The following is a 17241-nucleotide window of genomic DNA, read 5'->3' as shown; positions in this document are numbered from 1 at the left end:
CCAAGATTTCGTACTAGTGCTAGTTGTTGGGTGCATTTCTCGAGAGTTGGTTGACACTGGCCACTACTTACTTATTGGGATTTTGGATCGTACGGCCGCGCAACATATGCCGAAAACTCAGTTGCCTGTTGGAACAAATCGCGGATCACTTTTACTGTTACTGACTTCTGAGTCTAGGAGGAGTACTGGTAATCCCGGAATCGTAGTCGTACCATTCTCTTAGTTCACCGGTGAGTAGGGGAATGACCGCCCCCTTTAGACCTGGAGACTCCCCAAAGCCAACCGCAATTAGATTCGGAACGTCACCCTCTCCTGTTTCGAGACCTTCGTTGAGCGCATCGATGACGAGTCGGACATCCTCGGTGTTTGTGAGGGCATTTTCTTCAGCCCACCGAGCAACTTCTGACAGGAACATGTAGGAAAGCAGTTCGCCTTCCTCCATCTCTAGATGCTTCTTCATGAGCGGAGCAAGGGCGGGCACTGCCTTAACTAATGCTATGCAGAATTCGTTGTCCTCTGGCGGGATGAAGGCATCGTCCTCAGGCGCGATGAAATCGTTATCGTCCGGCAAGCGCATTTTCGATCTCCTTCAATACTCGCTGAGCTGTTTGAATATCCGTGGGGTCCGCGTTTTTATTCATGCGCAGCCATTTTCGCAGGCTATTTCTTACAATTTTTCCCTTTACCAGGTGACCCTTGTTTCCAACTTTTCCTCCTGTTGGAAGTTCGTACCTGATCGCCGTAACGAGTGACCCGTCACCTGGGATCTGTGACTTTACTCCTGGTCGTATGTACGCATCTTTGATCTTATTCCGCAGGTCCGCATCTTTGACCGCAGGGGGAGTTGCCATTTTTGCCGGGCGGGGATTTGGCTTCCACCAGTTGGTGCCCTTTCCGCCAGCTGAGCTCGCATTCTTGCCACCACCCTTGGTGACAGGTGGTTGTGGCGCCTTGGGCGGCTTCTTGACGGTGTTCTTTGCAACACCTGCGGCCCGTGATCCCTTGCTAGCCCAGCCCGCTCCCGGGGATCTTCATCGATCCCCACGCAGTCTGGACGTGTCGTGCGGGATCAACCCCGGACGTGACGGTGTCTAACGCGTGTTGGATGTGGGCCGGGTTTCCCGGGATCAACGCTTCCGCGGACGCGGCACCCGAGATGCTCATTTTTTGTTACCGATACGGGCGGCAGCGTTCGCGAGGAGGGTATCGACGCGTTCGGTATCGGTCGCGGCTTTTTTGCGGAGCGCGAGTTCCGTGACCCAGGCGTCTCGGAACCCGGTGAGAGCTGCGGCGACGCCTGCGTGGCCGAGATCACCATTGTTGAGGTGGCGGACGGGAAGGCTCGTGATCGCGGACCCGATGGTCGACGCGTTCGTCGCACCATTACGAAAGTGTTGAGGAGAGAGCTGGAGAGAAGCCATAACCTAAGACACATCCTCTCGAAGGTGGGCGTTAAGTGTGTTGCCGTCCGGATTAACTTCGCGGAGAAATCAAGCGAGAGTCTTACTCGATGATTCGTTCAATGAGGGGTGTGTCTTGGAGGTAGTTCGGGTGCGCTTTCCAGAATGCTGACGCTACTTCCTCTGACGAAAAGTCATCTAGACGCAAACGCCCTGGAGTGAATTTCCAGTGCGACCATTCCGGATCAATCCGACCATCCCAAGACGCTCGAGGATCTATGTATGTGTACCTCGGATTGTGGCCAGGGAACAATGGTTCAGGATTGCGGCCCGGCCAAGCCCACACAACGTCTATCGGACACCTTGAAAAAAACCAGACAGGGAGATCGTTCAAGAGGAGCCCTTCGTCATTGCTGGGGAGAGCCTCGCGCAGCGCCTGAATCTGCTCAGGAATGGAACCGGTCAGGTATGGTTCCCCTTCTTTCCACTGCCACGCAAAACGGATGTACCCCTTCTCGAGTAAAAATGAGAGCAGTTCTAAGAACGCTTCACGGCGCTCCTCAAATGGCAACGACACGATCTCCATCGGCGGTTCAATTGCTGTTGGCTCGGCATCAAAATAATCCCAGATACTGTCCAGATTGCTATCGTCTGCACCTTCGAGCATCCAAAGCAACTGCTCAGTAGTAAAACGTGTCACTTTGTACCTCATCCGAACTTCAACTCAAATCGTTCGTCGGGCCAACCGGACCAGCTTCGTGGAGAAAACAAGCGGAAGTCTTACTCGATGATTCGTTCAATACGGGGCGTGTCTTGGAAATAGTTCGGGTGCGCTTTCCAGAATGCTGAGGCTTCTTCTTCTGATGAAAAGTCATCTAGACGCAGGCGCCCTTGAGTGAATTTCCAGTTCGACCATTCCGGATCAATCCGACCATCCCAAGATGCGTAGTCATCAATGTATGAAAAGCGGGGATTATGGCCTGGAAACAGCGGTTCAGGATTGCGTCCTGGCCAAGACCAGACAATGTCCACCGGGCATCTCGCAATAAACCAGATGTCATCATGACCATCGACTTTGAGTTCTTCTCTACTGTGAGGCAGGGAAGCGTTTAGTACCTCAATCTGCTCGGAAATCGATCCAGCAAGCTCTGGTTCGCCTTCCTCCCATTGCTGCACAAAACGGATGTAACCCTTATGAAGTAAAACTGTCAGTAGATCTATGAACGCTCCGCGGCGCTCCTCAAACGACATCGAAGGAATGCCCAGCGGTGGTCTTATATCGGAAGAATCGGAGTCAAAATAAATCCAGATTCCGTTAAGATCGTCTTCTTCAGTGACTTCGAATATCCAAAGCAACTGCTCGACACTGAAATTCATTGTTTTGTACCCCATCCGAACTTCAACTCAAGTTGTGCTTTAGGCCAGCCGTTTGCCTGCCAATGGTCTTTATCAATAATTTCTAGTGTGAGTCCCACGTCGGCATCATTTTTGTTCTTGGTCGTTGATTTCTCACGCACGTTGACGACCACTTGCGTTCCGTCAGGGCGTTCAACCTTGACATTCCACAAATCTGAGCCGTCAGGCATATCCACTTTGTTGAGTGGTTTCCCTGCGATCTCCTCAGCATAATCGAGAACTGCTTCCTTCAATTTTGCTTGCGTTTTGAATGGTGTCGCATCCATCACCCGAACCTTTTCGGGCTTATTTGCAAGGTTAAGATCCTTGATGGTCTTGTCGCCAATCTTGATTGGTTTCCCGGCGTTATTCTTACCAAAGAAATTCAACGCGAGATCATCCACGCTCTTGAAGACGTTTTCAACCTTCGAAGCAACTTTCCCGACTTTTCCGAGTTTGGCGAGTTTTGCTGGTGCCACAACGATCGAAGCGACATTGAAGAACACTCGGCCGACGCCTTCTCCGGCGTATCCGTTCCAATGATCGGCAGCGAAGAAGTCTAGAACAATCTCTCGAGGAATACTCCATGGGTCGGCGGCAATCGCTTTGCCGATATTGCCCCAAAACTCGCCGTAGCGATCCATCCAGCTCTCACCACCAAAGAGCTCATCGATCATGTACGTAAACGGCAGCATCTGCCACATGCCAATAGCGGTTTCAGTGCCTTGCAGCAGAAAGCCTTCAACGAGACGGCCAGGAAACTCGAGGATCTGATCCCACCACTCAATAGCTGGAGCAGAAGACTTCGATGCTGCAGCCGGCCTGATTGTGGGTTTCACGTGTCCGGCGCCGGTGATGGTGGGCTTCACGTTAGAGGTTTTGAGGGCGGCTTGTTGGATCGTTGCCGCGGTCGTGTTGCCTGCATTGTTGAGTGTGGTGCGGGCGGTATCGAGCCTGGTTTGCGCGTTCTGCAGCGGGACCGCTCCGGGATCTGTGTACGGGGCAACTTTCGCGTCGGGAGTGCCAGGTTTCGCGGTAGCGGCTTTCCGGATCGCGTCACGGTAACTGGTTTGTGCGTCACTGGTGAGGCGTTCAGCGGCCTGCGCGTCCATGATCGCGGCTTGTGCTTCTGCCCGTGCGGTGTTGAACGCGGTCTGGTAGTCGGCAAGCGCAGACGCAACCATTCCCATCGCAGTGGGGGCTTTCCCCATGTAGGTCGCTTCGCGAGGGGTGAACGGCTTCCACGCGTTCGCGGCTTTGCCTTGCCAGCCCGGGATCCGCATCTGCCCCCACGCAGTCTGGATATGTCGTGCGGGATCAACCCCGGACGTGACGGTGTCTAACGCGAGTTGGATGTGGGCCGGGTTTCCCGGGATCAACGCTTCCGCGGACGCGGCACCCGAGATGCTCATTTTTTGTTACCGATACGGGCGGCAGCGTTCGCGGCATTGATGAGGAGGGGACTGTTGCCCTTGCCGACAGAGGAATAGGTCCGGTTTGGGTGGTGGCTTGAGTATGTCCACGTCTGCGTTGCCGATACTGATCCCCGAGAGCAAAGCTGTTAGTTGTTTAACCCAAAATCGAGGTTGTGCCACTTTCGTAACTCGCCAGTAAGCAGCGGAACCAACGGCGTATCAATCAAGATAGATTCCCCGAAACCGACCCGAATGAGGTTGGGAACATCACCTTGACCATGAAGGTAACCATCATTAAGTATGGAGAGGATTTGGAGAACAGTATCTTCGTGCTCGACAGCGTTCGCTTCCGCCCACCGAGCCACATCTGACATGAATATGTAAGGGAGTGGTTCGTCGATAGGGTCGTTCATGTGTTCCTCCCAAAGCGGGGTTAAATCATGAACTCTGTTAGCTAGGGCTGCACAAAAATCGTTATCCTCTGGGGTTGTGGGCGAGTCGTTATTTTCCATTAAGAGCGTCCTCGATTTCCTTCAATATTCGTTGAGCGGTCTGAATGTCAAGCGGGTCACCTTGTGGATTTAAACGCAACCATTTCTTGATGCTGTTGCTGACATTTATACCCTTCTTAACGTGATCACTTCCACCGACTTTTTCTCCGGTTCGTAATTCGTACCTGATTGCCGTAGTAAGGGATCCATCACCCGCGATCTGCGAAGTCTCTCCGGGGCGTATGTAAGCTTGGTTGAGTCGATTCTGTAGATCCGCGTTGTTGACTTTCGGGGGTTGCGCCATGGTGTAGGGCTTATCCTTTGGCGATTTTATGGTGTTTTTACCTCCGCCAGAGTTGCTTTTCTTCCCGCTTCCTTTGTTGACGGGTGGTAGGTCGGGTTTGGGTGGTTTCTTGAAGGTGTTTTTGGCCGCACCTGCGGCCCGTGATCCCTTGCTAGCCCAGCCCGCTGCCGGGATCGCGAACAAGAGCGCGTCGAACATCAAGCGTCCCTGCGCTTCGCCCGGGTTCTTATCCCATAGATCTTTGCGGATCAAACTGTCCCAGTATGCTTTTAGTCCGTACTTGAACACGCCGAGCGGATCGGCCGCAAACGCATCCATCAATAGTTTTCGCGCGGCCTCATACTTTTTTATTTCTTCAGGCGTTTTCGGTATCGCCATGAACTGCTCATACAGTTGCTTAGGCGTAAAGTTATCCCAGATTAAATCCCATAATCCAAGCGCGATCCCTCGCAGGACTTCAAAACCGTGCGACAAATCAGGGGCTGTGTTGGGGCTCACCGGGATGTTTGCGGTGGGTCGTATGTGTCCGGCGCCGGTGATGGTGGGCTTCACGTTGGAGGTTTTGAGGGCGGCTTGTTGGATCGTTGCCGCGGTCGTGTTGCCTGCATTGTTGAGTGTGGTGCGGGCGGTATCGAGCCTGGTTTGCGCGTTCTGCAGCGGGACCGCTCCGGGATCTGTGTACGGGGCAACTTTCGCGTCGGGAGTGCCAGGTTTCGCGGTAGCGGCTTTCCGGATCGCGTCACGGTAACTGGTTTGTGCGTCACTGGTGAGGCGTTCAGCGGCCTGCGCGTCCATGATCGCGGCTTGTGCTTCTGCCCGTGCGGTGTTGAACGCGGTCTGGTAGTCGGCAAGCGCAGACGCAACCATTCCCATCGCAGTGGGGGCTTTCCCCATGTAGGTCGCTTCGCGAGGGGTGAACGGCTTCCACGCGTTCGCGGCTTTGCCTTGCCAGCCCGGGATCCGCATCTGCCCCCACGCAGTCTGGATATGTCGTGCGGGATCAACCCCGGACGTGACGGTGTCTAACGCGTGTTGGATGTGGGCCGGGTTTCCCGGGATCAACGCTTCCGCGGACGCGGCACCCGAGATGCTCATTTTTTGTTACCGATACGGGCGGCAGCGTTCGCGAGAAGGGTATCGACGCGTTCGGTATCGGTCGCGGCGTTGATGAGGAGTTGTTTCGCTTCGGTCGCAGCTTTTTTACGGAGTGCGAGTTCCGTGATCCAGGCGTCTCGGAACCCGGTGAGTGCGGCGGCGACGCCTGCGTGGCCGAGGTCACCATTGTTGAGGTGGCGGACGGGAAGGTTCGTGATCGCGGACCCGATGGTCGACGCGTTCGTCGCACCATTACGAAAGTGTTGAGGAGAGAGCTGGAGAGAAGCCATAACCTAAGACACATCCTCTCGAAGGTGGGCGTTAAGTGTGTTGCCGTCCGGACCGATCTCAAGATTGATACCAAACGGGGGAGCATTATTCGCGAGCGGAGGAGGATCTTGCCGAGCCGCAAGATCCAACACGACACCGTGCTCGAGCCCGAGGTCGATGCCGAGGTAACGAGCACGGATCGGAAGCCCAAACAGTTGGGCGCCCGTAATGCGTACCCAGTCAAACCCCTCAGCACCACTCTCGACGCCGAGTGCAGGGGACGCAGCGACGAATTCGCCGAGGAGATCTTCCGTGGAGAACACCGGAGTCATCAGCACATTTTCGTTCTGAAACACGGGTGCTCCGAAGTAGTCGGGGCGATACATGTACATCTCGCACACATCGAAGAGTTGCCAAAGCTTCTCTTCGTCTGCGAGGCCTCGCGACCATAACTCAGCGAACTCGACAAGCAGCGGCCGTTCTGTCTCGGTGCCCGCGTTTGACACAGGTATTGAGGCAGAATGGACCGCTGCTTCGTGATCCGAGGTGTTGCTCGGGTGCAAAATGGTTAGGAGTTAATCTTGCTTGCGATCTGAGTATCGAGATCCTGCATCGCGGACGCAGTGCCGGTGAGGAAGTTCTGAATCTCAGTCAGCTGAGCGATCAACGTGTTCGCGCTCGTGGTGTACGTCGTGTAAGCGGTGTTGAACTTTTTTGACGCGACATCTGTTACGAAGCCTGATGTTACGAGGTTCTGGATCTGGGTCTGCATGGAGCGCAGCTTCTCTGTAATTTCGGTCTTGCCGTTACCGAGATTGCTCGCTGCGGTCTGAATCTCCGTGTAACTAACCTTGACGTTTGTTGCAGCCATTGCCCACTCCTAATGTCTAATAAATCAGAGTCATGGCAGACCTATACTCTTATCTAGGCCACCACGAGATATCAATATTCAAAGAGATCTCTGAATGTTCACAATTTACCCCCACCTAATTCAAGTGTGCAAGTTCATAACGGCCTAATATGTCTTGACCGCCACGATTGCCCTTTTGATTCCTGGCAGGAACGGATTTTTGAATGAAACTCCGAGTCACCCTCACCCGTCTTGCAGACCACGCGCAACGACAGAATCGAGACGTCACCTTAACGGCTGATGTGACCGCTACGGTCGGAGAAGTCGCAAGCGGCCTCGCTCGAGCGGGTGCTGGTGATCCTCAGCTGCTGCCGTTTGCGATGCATCGGCAGGCCCCACTAACGCTCAAAGCGAGGTTTGCTGATAGGGGGCCGTTGATCCTTGATTCGGGGGACCCGATTGGGGAATCGGGGTTGCAGCCCGGCAGTGGCGTGGAGCCGGTGTTTGAAGCGGCACCGGGAGAGGGAGCCCGCGCGAAAGTTCCCGTAGCTATCTTGACCGTTCTTGAAGGAGTGCAAAAGGGAATCTCTTTCGTTGCGGTGCAGGGGGAGAACCCGATTGGTAGGGACCGATCGAATCGTATTGAGCTCCACGAGCGAAGCGTTTCCAGGCGACATGCTGTGTTGCGAACCACCAGCACGGGCTTGGATCTTGAAGATCTTGGCTCGGCAAACGGGATCGGCATTCTCAACGAACAAGGGTTGCGGGAAGAACAACGATCGCGGGTACTACGTATTGATCGCTCGTGCGTAGTAGAAATTGGAACGGTAAAGATTCGGATTGATGTGGGGCCGCCCGCGAAACCCCAAACGCCGTTGAGCAGCTCGGTGTTGCATCTCCAATCGCCTCAAGTCGACCCGGTTTTCACTCCCGACCCGATCGAACTCCCTGCGCCTCCGGATCCTCCGGATCCCGGACGTTTTCCAATCATCGCAATGATTTCCCCGCTGCTTATGGGGGTCGTCTTGTATTTCGTTACGCAGTCAATGATGAGCTTGGTGTTTATTGCGCTCTCGCCGCTCATCATGCTGAGCACCTGGGTCGATACCCGTCTGACACAGCGGAAGACACTGAAACGGAAGAAGCTGGAGTTTGAAGAGGGGATCGCTCTCGCTCGTGAGGAACTTGCACTCAATTTTGAGGAGGAGCAGAAAGCACGCAACGCTGAAACTCCCACGCCAGAAGAATTATTGCCGCTGCCAAGCAGTCGGTCCCGGCAGCTCTGGACTCGCCGGGCAGAGCATCGAGCATTTCTCGAACTGCGCCTCGGGAAAGCGACGCTTCCGAGCAGGAAAGAAATCAAACTTCCGCCGCGAGGCAAGATCACCGCGAATGATTGGTCGGACCTCACTGATCTTCACGACAAATACAACACCGTACCGAACGTGCCCGTGCTTGAGCGGCTCGATAGGTGTGGGTCTTTGGCAGTTGCGGGGCCGCCCCTCTGGGCGGGGTCTGTGACGCGTTCGTTGCTGATCCAGCTCCTCGCGTTACACTCGCCGGCCGACCTCGTCTTCACCGCATTCGCGAGCGAATCGCAGGCAAATGACGAATGGGCCTGGCTGAAGTGGATCCCTCATGTCGATTCTGCATATAGTCCATTGAATGCTCCGCACTTGGTAGCAGACGAACGTAGCGCCGGCGCGCTTCTCACCTCTCTTGAGGGCTTGATTATGCAGCGAGCTGAGTCTGCGAAATCGAGTTCACTGCGCTCCCGAATCGAGGGGAGTGCCTCTGATGTGAGTGAACGGCTTGCTCCCGCCTCGAACGTTGCCCCAACTCCCGCTGTGATCGTTCTAGTGCTTTCCGACACCATCGTGGACCGGACTCGCCTCGTTGGGCTCGCCGAAGACGGTGCTGACGTCGGTGTCCACGTTCTTTGGCTGGCCCCCCACATCGGTGCGGTACCGGCAGCGTGCCGAACTATTGTTGAAGTGCAAGAGCACTCGTGGCAAGCGCACTTCGTACGTCAGGGGGAATCTGTGCCCCTCACCCACCTCGACTTTATAGATTCACCCCTTGCCGAAACCTTTGCGCGTGCCCTTGCTCCCGTTGTGGACGCGGGAGCACGTGTGCTTGACGAGAGTGATTTTCCGCGCAGCGTTGCACTCGGACAGATTGTTTCAGAAGATATTCTCGGTTCGCGAGACGCGGTGCTGCGGAATTGGGAACACAGCGACAGCCTTGTTGCTGATTGGACACCTGGTGCCGAACGAGACTCGGGACAGCTCTCCGCGATCGTAGGGCAGGGGAGTGCCGGACCCGTGGAGATTGATCTCCGTACACACGGCCCACACGCTCTTGTTGGTGGTACCACGGGGTCAGGCAAGTCAGAGTTTCTGCAAACCTGGATACTTTCACTTGCCGCGAACTACGCGCCTGACCGTCTCACCTTTCTGCTTGTTGACTACAAGGGTGGGGCCGCGTTCGCCGATTGTGTCGACCTTCCGCATACGGTGGGGCTCGTCACAGACCTCAACACTCACTTGGTGAGGCGTGCACTCACCTCACTGCGCGCTGAGCTGCGGTACCGAGAAGAACTGCTCGCAGAGAAGAGCGCGAAGGATCTCATCGCGCTTGAACGTCGTGGCGATCCCGATGCCCCCCCAACTCTCATTATCGTGATTGACGAATTTGCGGCGCTTGTCAACGAAATCCCCGACTTTGTTGACGGCGTTATCGACGTCGCGCAGCGAGGGCGGTCGCTCGGGCTTCACCTGGTCATGGCGACGCAGCGACCCGCCGGAGTAATCAAGGATAATCTGCGTGCGAACACGAACTTGCGTATTGGGCTTCGTATGGCGGATCCCGCGGACAGCAGCGACGTGCTAGGTGTGAAGGACGCTGCGTTCTTCGCTCCTGAAACGCCGGGGCGTGCTGCTGTCAAGGTGGGAGCCGGGCGCCTCACTCACTTTCAGGCCGCGTATCTGGGTGGTCGAGCGGAGTCAGACCATCAAGAAGCAGTGGAGATTCGCGATCTCGTTTTCGGCGAACATGCACCCTGGGCACTTCAGCCCGAAATTCGTCAAGCCGCACAACAAGTAAAAAAGGGGCCGCGCGACATTGAGCTGCTTGCCGAGAATATTCGCGCAGCTTCTCACCAGGCCGCGCTGAAACAGCCGAGAAGGCCCTGGGTAGATCAACTGCCAGAGGTGTTGCCGCTAACTTCGCTCCAGAATAAACGTGAGCGGTCCGGGACCGCTTCTGAAGGGTTTATGTTCACGCTCGGGCTCATTGATGAACCACACCTGCAGCGACAGTCGCCATACCGGATCAACTTCTCAGACGTCGGAAATATGGCAATATTTGGCGGCTCGGGGTCTGGCAAGACTTCTGCACTCATCACCACGGCGGTGTCCGCGATCGAGCGTGATAGCGCAACGCGAGTGTTTGGGCTCGACATGGGTGGTGGTCGGCTTTCGGCGCTCACTCAACTTCCCAACACCGGAGACGTTGTTCCCGCGGACGAGAAGGATCGGGTTGCGAGACTGCTAGGAATGCTTGCACGTACGGCCGCGAGTCGGGTGGCGGGACAAGAAGAGAGCGCCCCGCCGATCCTGCTGCTACTAGATGGTTTTGCAACGTTCAGGGACGTCTATGAGCATGCAAGCGGTGGGGTTACAGCGTTCCAAGATCTCGTGGAGATCGCACGTTCTGGCAGGAACGTCGGTATCCATGTTGTACTTGCGTCCGAAAGGTCTGCGAATTTGCCCGCTGCTCTGGCCGCGAGCGTTCCTGAAAGGCTTACGTTCTTCCACCCTTCAGAAGCGGACTACCAGCTTCTCGGTGTGCCCGCCGCGGCACTCGAAGATGCTCCTCCTGGGCGAGCTATCCGTATCGGCTCAGACGAGGAAATACAGTTCGCACTTCCGAGTGAAACGAGCGACCCGTCAGATATTGACGTGGAGCTTGGAAACTTTGCGCACGCGTTGCGCGAAGAAGGGGTTGCGGAAGTCGAAGGAATCCCGGAAATTCCATTGCACATCGCCCGATCTGAGATCGTAGCTCAGGGAGGCAGCATGCACTCCTTTGCGATCGACACCGTTCAGATGGATCCCGTTGATATTCCTGAAAGCGGGATGCTGCTCGTTACGGGCCCAGCTGGATCAGGGCGAACAACTACAATTCGCACGCTGATTGAAACCTGCGCTCACCGGGCGAATGCGACAGGACAGCGTCTTGAAGCGGTGCTCATCTCTCCCAGACGCTCGAAACTTCGTGACCTTGCGATCTGGTCGAGCGTCGCGGATACGCCCGACACGCGTGAGGCGGTCATTGAACGGCTTACGCTTGCCCTTGGCGGCAGAAAAGCTGACCCGGTCGGGTTGGCGATGCTGCCACTCATAGGTGATTTCTCGTCTCCCGATCCGGTAGAAGTTCCGGAGCCCTTGGCTCCCGTTCCCTTCCCATTGCCAGGGGCGGAGGGACTCGTCGTGATTGAAGATATTGGGGGATTCGATGGCTCGGGCAACGAAGATACTCTCGCAACCCTTCTGAAGTTACTTCGTCGAAGCGAGCACACCGTCATCGTGGAGGGTGAAAACGCGACCCTCAGTACCGTTTGGGAACTCGCGACCCCGCTCAGGGGTGCGCGCTGGGCGATCGCCCTGCAACCGGATGCGAACGACGCGCCAAGTATTTTTACTACGCCGTTTACCTACGCGAAGAGGGCAGATTATCCTCCTGGGCGTGGACTGCTTGCTCGAAACGGAACACTCACTGGGATCCACGTTGGAGCACCCGTCGAGTAGAAGGGCGCGAACGATGGTTGTCGTTGATCGAGATGCCGAAGCGACTTTGTAAATCTCGTGTAAGATATGTAGCTGTACTTCGGCGAGGGGCCTTGAGCCCGTTATCGACGCGGGACGGAACGCCTCAGCGGGCCATCTTGCTGCGTTTCTACGCAAGTGCGAGACACCAATCCTGGCGGCTATGCCGCCCTCATTGGGCGAGAGCCCGTCAAGGAGATTCAACATGAGCCAGACCAACAAGTTGGCAGCTGCCAACCGCGATGCTTTCGGTAAGGGCGTTGCTCGTAAGCTGCGCGCTGCGGGCCGCACCCCCGCCGTTGTGTACGGACACGGCACCGATCCCGTACATGTTTCGGTAGAGACTCACCCGCTGAGCCTCATCATTCGCCAGGCAAACGCGATCATCGAACTCGACATCGAGGGCCGCAAGGAGCTCGTGCTCGTGAAGGATGTGCAGAAGGATCCGGTTCGCCAGATCATCGAGCACCTCGACCTGATCGTTGTGAAGAAGGGCGAGCTCGTTGACGTTGAGGTTCCCGTGCACGTTGAGGGCGAGTCGTTCTCTGGCACCAACGCGCTGCTCGAGCTCAACACGCTGCGCCTGAGCGCTCCCGCAACCTCGATCCCCGAGAATGTTGTTGTCAACATCGAGGGTGCTGAAGAGGGCACCCAGGTGCTCGCTGGCGACATCAAGCTCCCCAAGGGGGCTGTGCTGCTCGACGACGCTGAGCAGCTCGTGGTTCACGTTGTTGTGCCGCGTGGTTCCTCTGCAGACGAAGAGGCAGAAGCAGCCGAAGAGGCCGCTGCCGAGTAATCTACTCGAACACTTTCTGGCCCGTCGGGTTGGCGCTTCAACGCCGACACGGCGGGCCGTTTGTCTGCTCGGAGAGAATGCTCATCGTCAATGTCGGTGGCTGCTGCGATCATGATTACTAAGGAATCAGATGTTCTGGCGAAAGAAAAAGAAAGCAGAGGATCGCGTGGCGAGTGACAGCTGGCTGATTGTTGGCCTCGGCAACCCCGGTGCCAAGTACGAGGCGACCAGGCATAACGTAGGCCAGATGGCGCTCGATGTGCTTGCTGAACGCATGGGCGCTCGGTTTTCTTCTCACCGCACGAACTCCCGGGTCGCAGAGGGGCGATTGGTGCCCGGCGGCCCAAAACTGATTCTTGCGAAGTCAAACGGGTACATGAATACTTCCGGTGGTCCCGTTTCGGCGCTTGCCCGCTATTTTGAAGTGCCGCCCGAGCGTGTGGTTGTGATCCATGACGAACTCGACTTGCCTTTTGACAGCATCAAATTGAAGCAGGGCGGTGGCCACGGTGGCCACAACGGCCTGCGCGACATCGCGAAGGCACTGGGAACCCCCGAGTTTCTGCGCGTGCGAGTCGGCATTGGGCGACCGCCGGGCCAGCAAGATCCAGCTGACTACGTGCTGCGCCCGTTCGCAACCTCCGAGCGTGATGCGCTCGCGGTGTTGCTCGAAGACGCTGCCGACGCGGCCGAGGCGCTCACCACGGAAGGCCTGCTCGCCGCTCAGCAGCGCTTTCACGGGCGGAGCACAAAATGACACTGCGTGGCATCGACCGACTCCTTGAAACCTCAGAGTCGTTTGCCCGAGCGCTCGACGCGAGTGCAAGGGACGCGGAGTTCGCCGTCACCGAGGGCCTTCGGGCACCGCTCATCGCGGGTCTCGTGCGCAGACGCAGGGAAAATGGGGATCGCGGACCACTCCTCGTCATCGCCGCGACCAGCCGCGAGGCCGATTCGCTGCGCAGCGCTCTCGCTTCGCTCATGCCAGAGGCCACCACCGTCGAGTTTCCAGCGTGGGAGACACTGCCACACGAGCGTCTCAGCCCCAGCGCTGAGACCGTGGGGCGACGAGCGGACGCTCTACGAGTTTTGCGTGAGTCCGTAAACCACGCGGAGAACGGCCCGCTGATCCTGGTCGCATCGGTGCGCGCAGCGCTGCAGCCAGTATCGCCCCACGCGGTTGAAGCCCGCTCGATTGTGCTGCGAGCTGGGGAGGCTTCTGACCCGCTCGAAACCGTTGCGCGGGAGCTTGTTGAACTCGCTTACACCCGCGTCGATATGGTCACTCGCCGCGGAGAGTTCGCCGTGCGCGGCGGCATTCTTGACGTTTTCCCGCCAACTGAAGACCACGCGGCTCGCGTTGATTTTTTTGGTGACGAAGTAGACCAGATCAGGCACTTTGCGGTCTCAGATCAGCGCAGCGCGGGGGATCCCCTCACTGAGCTGGAGCTGTGGCCCGCTCGCGAGCTGCTGTTGACCCCCGAGGTGCGCGAGAAAGCGGCAGAGTTGCTGCCCCGATACCCGGCACTCAGCACTCTGCTCGAAAAGATGAGCCAGGGGATTCCTGTTGAGGGCATGGAGAGTCTGCTGCCGCAGCTCGTGCCGGGGCTCAAGCCCCTCACCTCTCTGCTCCCTGAGGGTGGTGCCGTGCTCGTTGCCTCGCCTGAACGTGTTGCCAGCAGGGCGGTCAGCCTGTCGGAAACGAACCGCGAATTTTTGGAGGCCGCCTGGCACGCGGCAACGGCCGGAGCGGATGCGCCGATCCCCGTCGACGACAGCGGGATGCTCTCGATGTCGCAACTGCGCAAAGCGTCGAAGGGGCGACCGTGGTGGTCGGTTTCGAGTTTTGTGCGCGATGAAGACGACACCGAAGACGCTGACGAGCATGTGCACTACGCCGACTTCGTCACCATCAACGTGCACGGCGGCCCCGTACTGAAATCGTCGAGTGCAGAGGCCACAGGGGCAACGATTAACCTGCTGAGTGAGCGACTGGCCGCCGGGTGGCACGCCATCGTTACGGCACGGGGGATCGGGCTGGTTGAGCGTGCCCGTGACGTGCTCTCGGAAGCGGGAGCCGCAGCTCGGCTGGTTGAAGAACTGCCAGAGGTACTTGAAGACGGTGTGGTCTACCTCGTGCCCGGAGACGCATCGAGCGGCTTCGAGAGCGAGGAAGCGAAGCTGCTGCTGGTATCGGAGGCGGAGTTCTTCGGTCGCGCGGTTTCGAGCCAGGCCGCGAGCGGGCAGAAGCTTGCGAAGCGCCGTGGCAAAAACGTGGTGGATCCGCTGAAGCTCGTGAACGGCGACTATGTTGTGCACGAGACGCACGGCATCGGGCGTTTTGTTGAACTGACCCAGCGTATGGTGCCCACTGGTATCGGTCGAGACGCGACAAAAGCGCTGCGTGAGTACCTGGTGCTGGAGTACGCGTCAACCAAACGTGGCATGCCCAAAGACAAACTCTACGTGCCGACGGATCAGCTCGACCAGCTCTCCCGCTACGTGGGTGGTGAGGCTCCGGCCCTCTCAAAGATGGGCGGCAACGACTGGTCAAACGCGAAAAAGAAGGCCCGCAAAGCGGTGCGCGACATCGCCGTCGAACTGGTCAAACTCTACTCCGCTCGTGTTGCTTCCAAGGGCTTTGCCTTCTCGTCAGACACTCCCTGGCAGCACGAACTCGAAGAAGCCTTTCCGTTCGCCGAGACGCTCGACCAGCTCACCACCATTGACGAGGTGAAGCGCGACATGGAGAAGTCGATCCCCATGGACCGGCTCGTCGCGGGCGACGTGGGATTCGGTAAGACCGAGGTGGCCGTGCGGGCGGCGTTCAAGGCGGTGCAAGACGGCAAACAGGTAGCCATGCTCGTGCCGACCACACTGCTGGTCAACCAGCACCTCGAGACTTTTCAGGATCGCTTCGCCGGATTCCCGGTGCAGCTCAGGCCGCTCAGCCGGTTCCAGACCGACAAAGAGTCGAAAGAGACCATCGAGGGGCTCGCTGCTGGCACTGTCGACGTTGTCATCGGCACACACCGTCTGCTGTCCGAAAACGTGCTCTACAAAGACCTCGGACTTGTCATCATTGACGAGGAGCAGCGCTTTGGCGTCGAGCACAAGGACAAGCTCAAGAAACTGAAGACGAACGTCGACATCCTTGCGATGAGCGCAACGCCCATCCCGCGCACACTCGAGATGGCGGTCACCGGCATTCGCGAAATGTCGACACTCGCAACTGCCCCGGAGGATCGTCACCCGATCCTCACGTTTGTCGGCCCTCGAAGCGATAAGCAGATCGGTGCCGCGATCCGGCGCGAGATGCTGCGCGAGGGGCAGGTGTTCTTTGTGCACAATCGGGTTTCTTCGATTTCTCGGGTTGCCGCGCAAATTGCTGAACTTGTGCCCGAGGCCCGCGTTGCCGTTGCCCACGGCAAACTGAGCGAGCATCAGCTTGAACAGGTCGTGCAAGACTTCTGGGAGCGCAAGTACGACGTGCTCGTCTCGACAACCATCATCGAGACCGGCCTCGACATCGCAAACGCCAACACGATCATCATCGACGCCGCCGACAAATACGGACTGAGCCAGCTCCACCAGCTGCGTGGCCGTGTCGGGCGAAGCCGCGAGCGCGCCTACGCCTACTTCCTTTACGACCCCGAGCGGCCGCTCACCGAACACGCGCACGAGCGCCTCGAAACGCTCGCCACGAATAACGAGCTCGGTGCGGGTATGCAGGTCGCCCTCAAAGACCTTGAGCTGCGTGGCGCGGGCAACCTGCTCGGTGGGGAACAGTCGGGCCACATCGCAGGCGTGGGATTCGATCTCTACCTGCGTATGATCGGCGAGGCCGTGAACACGTTCAAGGGTGAAGACGTGCAGAGCAACACCGAGTTGGTGCTTGAGCTGCCCGTCGATGCGCATATTCCTGAGGAGTATGTTGAGAGCGAGCGGCTGCGGCTTGAGGCCTACCAGAAGTTCTCGGCCGCATCACACCCGCAGGCGCCAGAGGACCACGTTGCGCTGGTGCTCGAAGAGCTCACCGACCGCTACGGCGAACCGCCTGAAGAGGTGCAGCGTCTCGCCGCAGTCTCGGCGCTGCGTCGCCGTGCGTCACGGCTTGGCCTTACCAAGGTGGTCGCTGCTGGTCCCGCGCTGCGCCTCGAACCGGTGAAACTGCTCGACTCGCGCAAAATGCGCATGAACCGCATGTATCCCGGGTCTCGCTACACCGAGGCGAGCCAGAACCTGCAGATTCCGCTGCCCGGCGGCACAGCGTCATCACGCAGCCCGCTCGCGGGGGTCGGCCAGCGGCACGTCGGAGACGAGGGGGACGTGGTCGCCTGGACCGGTCGTGTGCTCGCCACGCTACTCGAGGAGGACGCTGCGGCTGCGTGAACCC

General features: G+C 57.7%; 14 protein-coding genes. 4 read left to right on the top strand and 10 right to left on the bottom strand.

Going from position 1 to position 17241, the window contains the following annotated elements:
* Positions 1-157: 157 nt before the first annotated feature.
* From G7068_RS04540 to G7068_RS04495, 10 genes are all read right to left on the bottom strand, one after another.
* Positions 158-577 carry a DUF7674 family protein gene (locus G7068_RS04540; RefSeq protein ID WP_166289525.1) on the bottom strand — a complete coding sequence of 140 codons (420 nt, stop codon included), beginning with the start codon at positions 575-577 and terminating at the stop codon, positions 158-160.
* Between the two features lie 583 nt (positions 578-1160).
* Positions 1161-1421, bottom strand: a complete 261-nt coding sequence (locus G7068_RS04535) for a hypothetical protein (RefSeq protein WP_166289522.1) — start codon at positions 1419-1421, stop codon at positions 1161-1163.
* An 82-nt stretch (positions 1422-1503) separates the two neighbouring features.
* Positions 1504-2100 (bottom strand): DUF596 domain-containing protein, encoded by a 597-nt coding sequence (locus G7068_RS04530; RefSeq protein ID WP_166289519.1) that lies wholly within the window; start codon positions 2098-2100, stop codon positions 1504-1506.
* 80 nt (positions 2101-2180) lie between these two features.
* A complete protein-coding gene (locus G7068_RS04525; RefSeq protein WP_166289516.1) occupies positions 2181-2777 on the bottom strand; it encodes a DUF596 domain-containing protein in 597 nt (198 codons plus the stop codon).
* Positions 2774-4207 carry a putative T7SS-secreted protein gene (locus tag G7068_RS04520; RefSeq protein ID WP_341873764.1) on the bottom strand — a complete coding sequence of 478 codons (1434 nt, stop codon included), beginning with the start codon at positions 4205-4207 and terminating at the stop codon, positions 2774-2776. The genes G7068_RS04525 and G7068_RS04520 overlap by 4 nt, the downstream gene beginning before the upstream one ends.
* A gap of 149 nt (positions 4208-4356) precedes the next feature.
* A complete protein-coding gene (locus G7068_RS04515; protein ID WP_166289510.1) occupies positions 4357-4722 on the bottom strand; it encodes a DUF7674 family protein in 366 nt (121 codons plus the stop codon).
* Entirely contained in the window at positions 4712-6100 is a 1389-nt protein-coding gene (locus G7068_RS04510) for a putative T7SS-secreted protein (protein ID WP_166289507.1), read from the bottom strand. Before G7068_RS04510 ends, G7068_RS04515 begins: the two co-directional genes overlap by 11 nt.
* Positions 6097-6390 carry a hypothetical protein gene (locus G7068_RS04505; protein ID WP_166289504.1) on the bottom strand — a complete coding sequence of 98 codons (294 nt, stop codon included), beginning with the start codon at positions 6388-6390 and terminating at the stop codon, positions 6097-6099. Before G7068_RS04505 ends, G7068_RS04510 begins: the two co-directional genes overlap by 4 nt.
* 3 nt (positions 6391-6393) lie before the next feature.
* Positions 6394-6876: a hypothetical protein gene (locus tag G7068_RS04500; RefSeq protein WP_166289501.1), complete on the bottom strand. Its 483-nt coding sequence runs from the start codon at positions 6874-6876 to the stop codon at positions 6394-6396.
* A 62-nt stretch (positions 6877-6938) separates the two neighbouring features.
* Positions 6939-7241, bottom strand: a complete 303-nt coding sequence (locus G7068_RS04495) for a WXG100 family type VII secretion target (RefSeq protein ID WP_166289499.1) — start codon at positions 7239-7241, stop codon at positions 6939-6941.
* 203 nt (positions 7242-7444) lie between these two features.
* On the opposite strand from G7068_RS04495, the gene G7068_RS04490 reads away from it, so the two are divergent.
* The 4 genes from G7068_RS04490 (at position 7445) to mfd (ending at position 17237) form a co-directional block, all read left to right on the top strand.
* Positions 7445-12031, top strand: coding sequence for an FtsK/SpoIIIE domain-containing protein (locus G7068_RS04490; protein ID WP_166289496.1), 4587 nt, complete (start codon positions 7445-7447; stop codon positions 12029-12031).
* 223 nt (positions 12032-12254) lie between these two features.
* Positions 12255-12845 (top strand): 50S ribosomal protein L25/general stress protein Ctc, encoded by a 591-nt coding sequence (locus G7068_RS04485; protein WP_166289494.1) that lies wholly within the window; start codon positions 12255-12257, stop codon positions 12843-12845.
* Positions 12846-12975: 130 nt separating this feature from the next.
* Positions 12976-13602, top strand: coding sequence for an aminoacyl-tRNA hydrolase (gene pth / locus G7068_RS04480; protein WP_166289491.1), 627 nt, complete (start codon positions 12976-12978; stop codon positions 13600-13602).
* Positions 13599-17237, top strand: a complete 3639-nt coding sequence (gene mfd, locus G7068_RS04475; protein WP_166289488.1) for a transcription-repair coupling factor — start codon at positions 13599-13601, stop codon at positions 17235-17237. The genes pth and mfd overlap by 4 nt, the downstream gene beginning before the upstream one ends.
* Positions 17238-17241: the final 4 nt, after the last annotated feature.

It is taken from the genome of Leucobacter viscericola (assembly GCF_011299575.1).
In the GTDB taxonomy this organism is placed as follows: domain Bacteria; phylum Actinomycetota; class Actinomycetes; order Actinomycetales; family Microbacteriaceae; genus Leucobacter; species Leucobacter viscericola.
The sequence above is the reverse complement of the archived record's forward strand: the minus strand, read 5'-3'. Positions and strand labels throughout refer to the sequence as shown.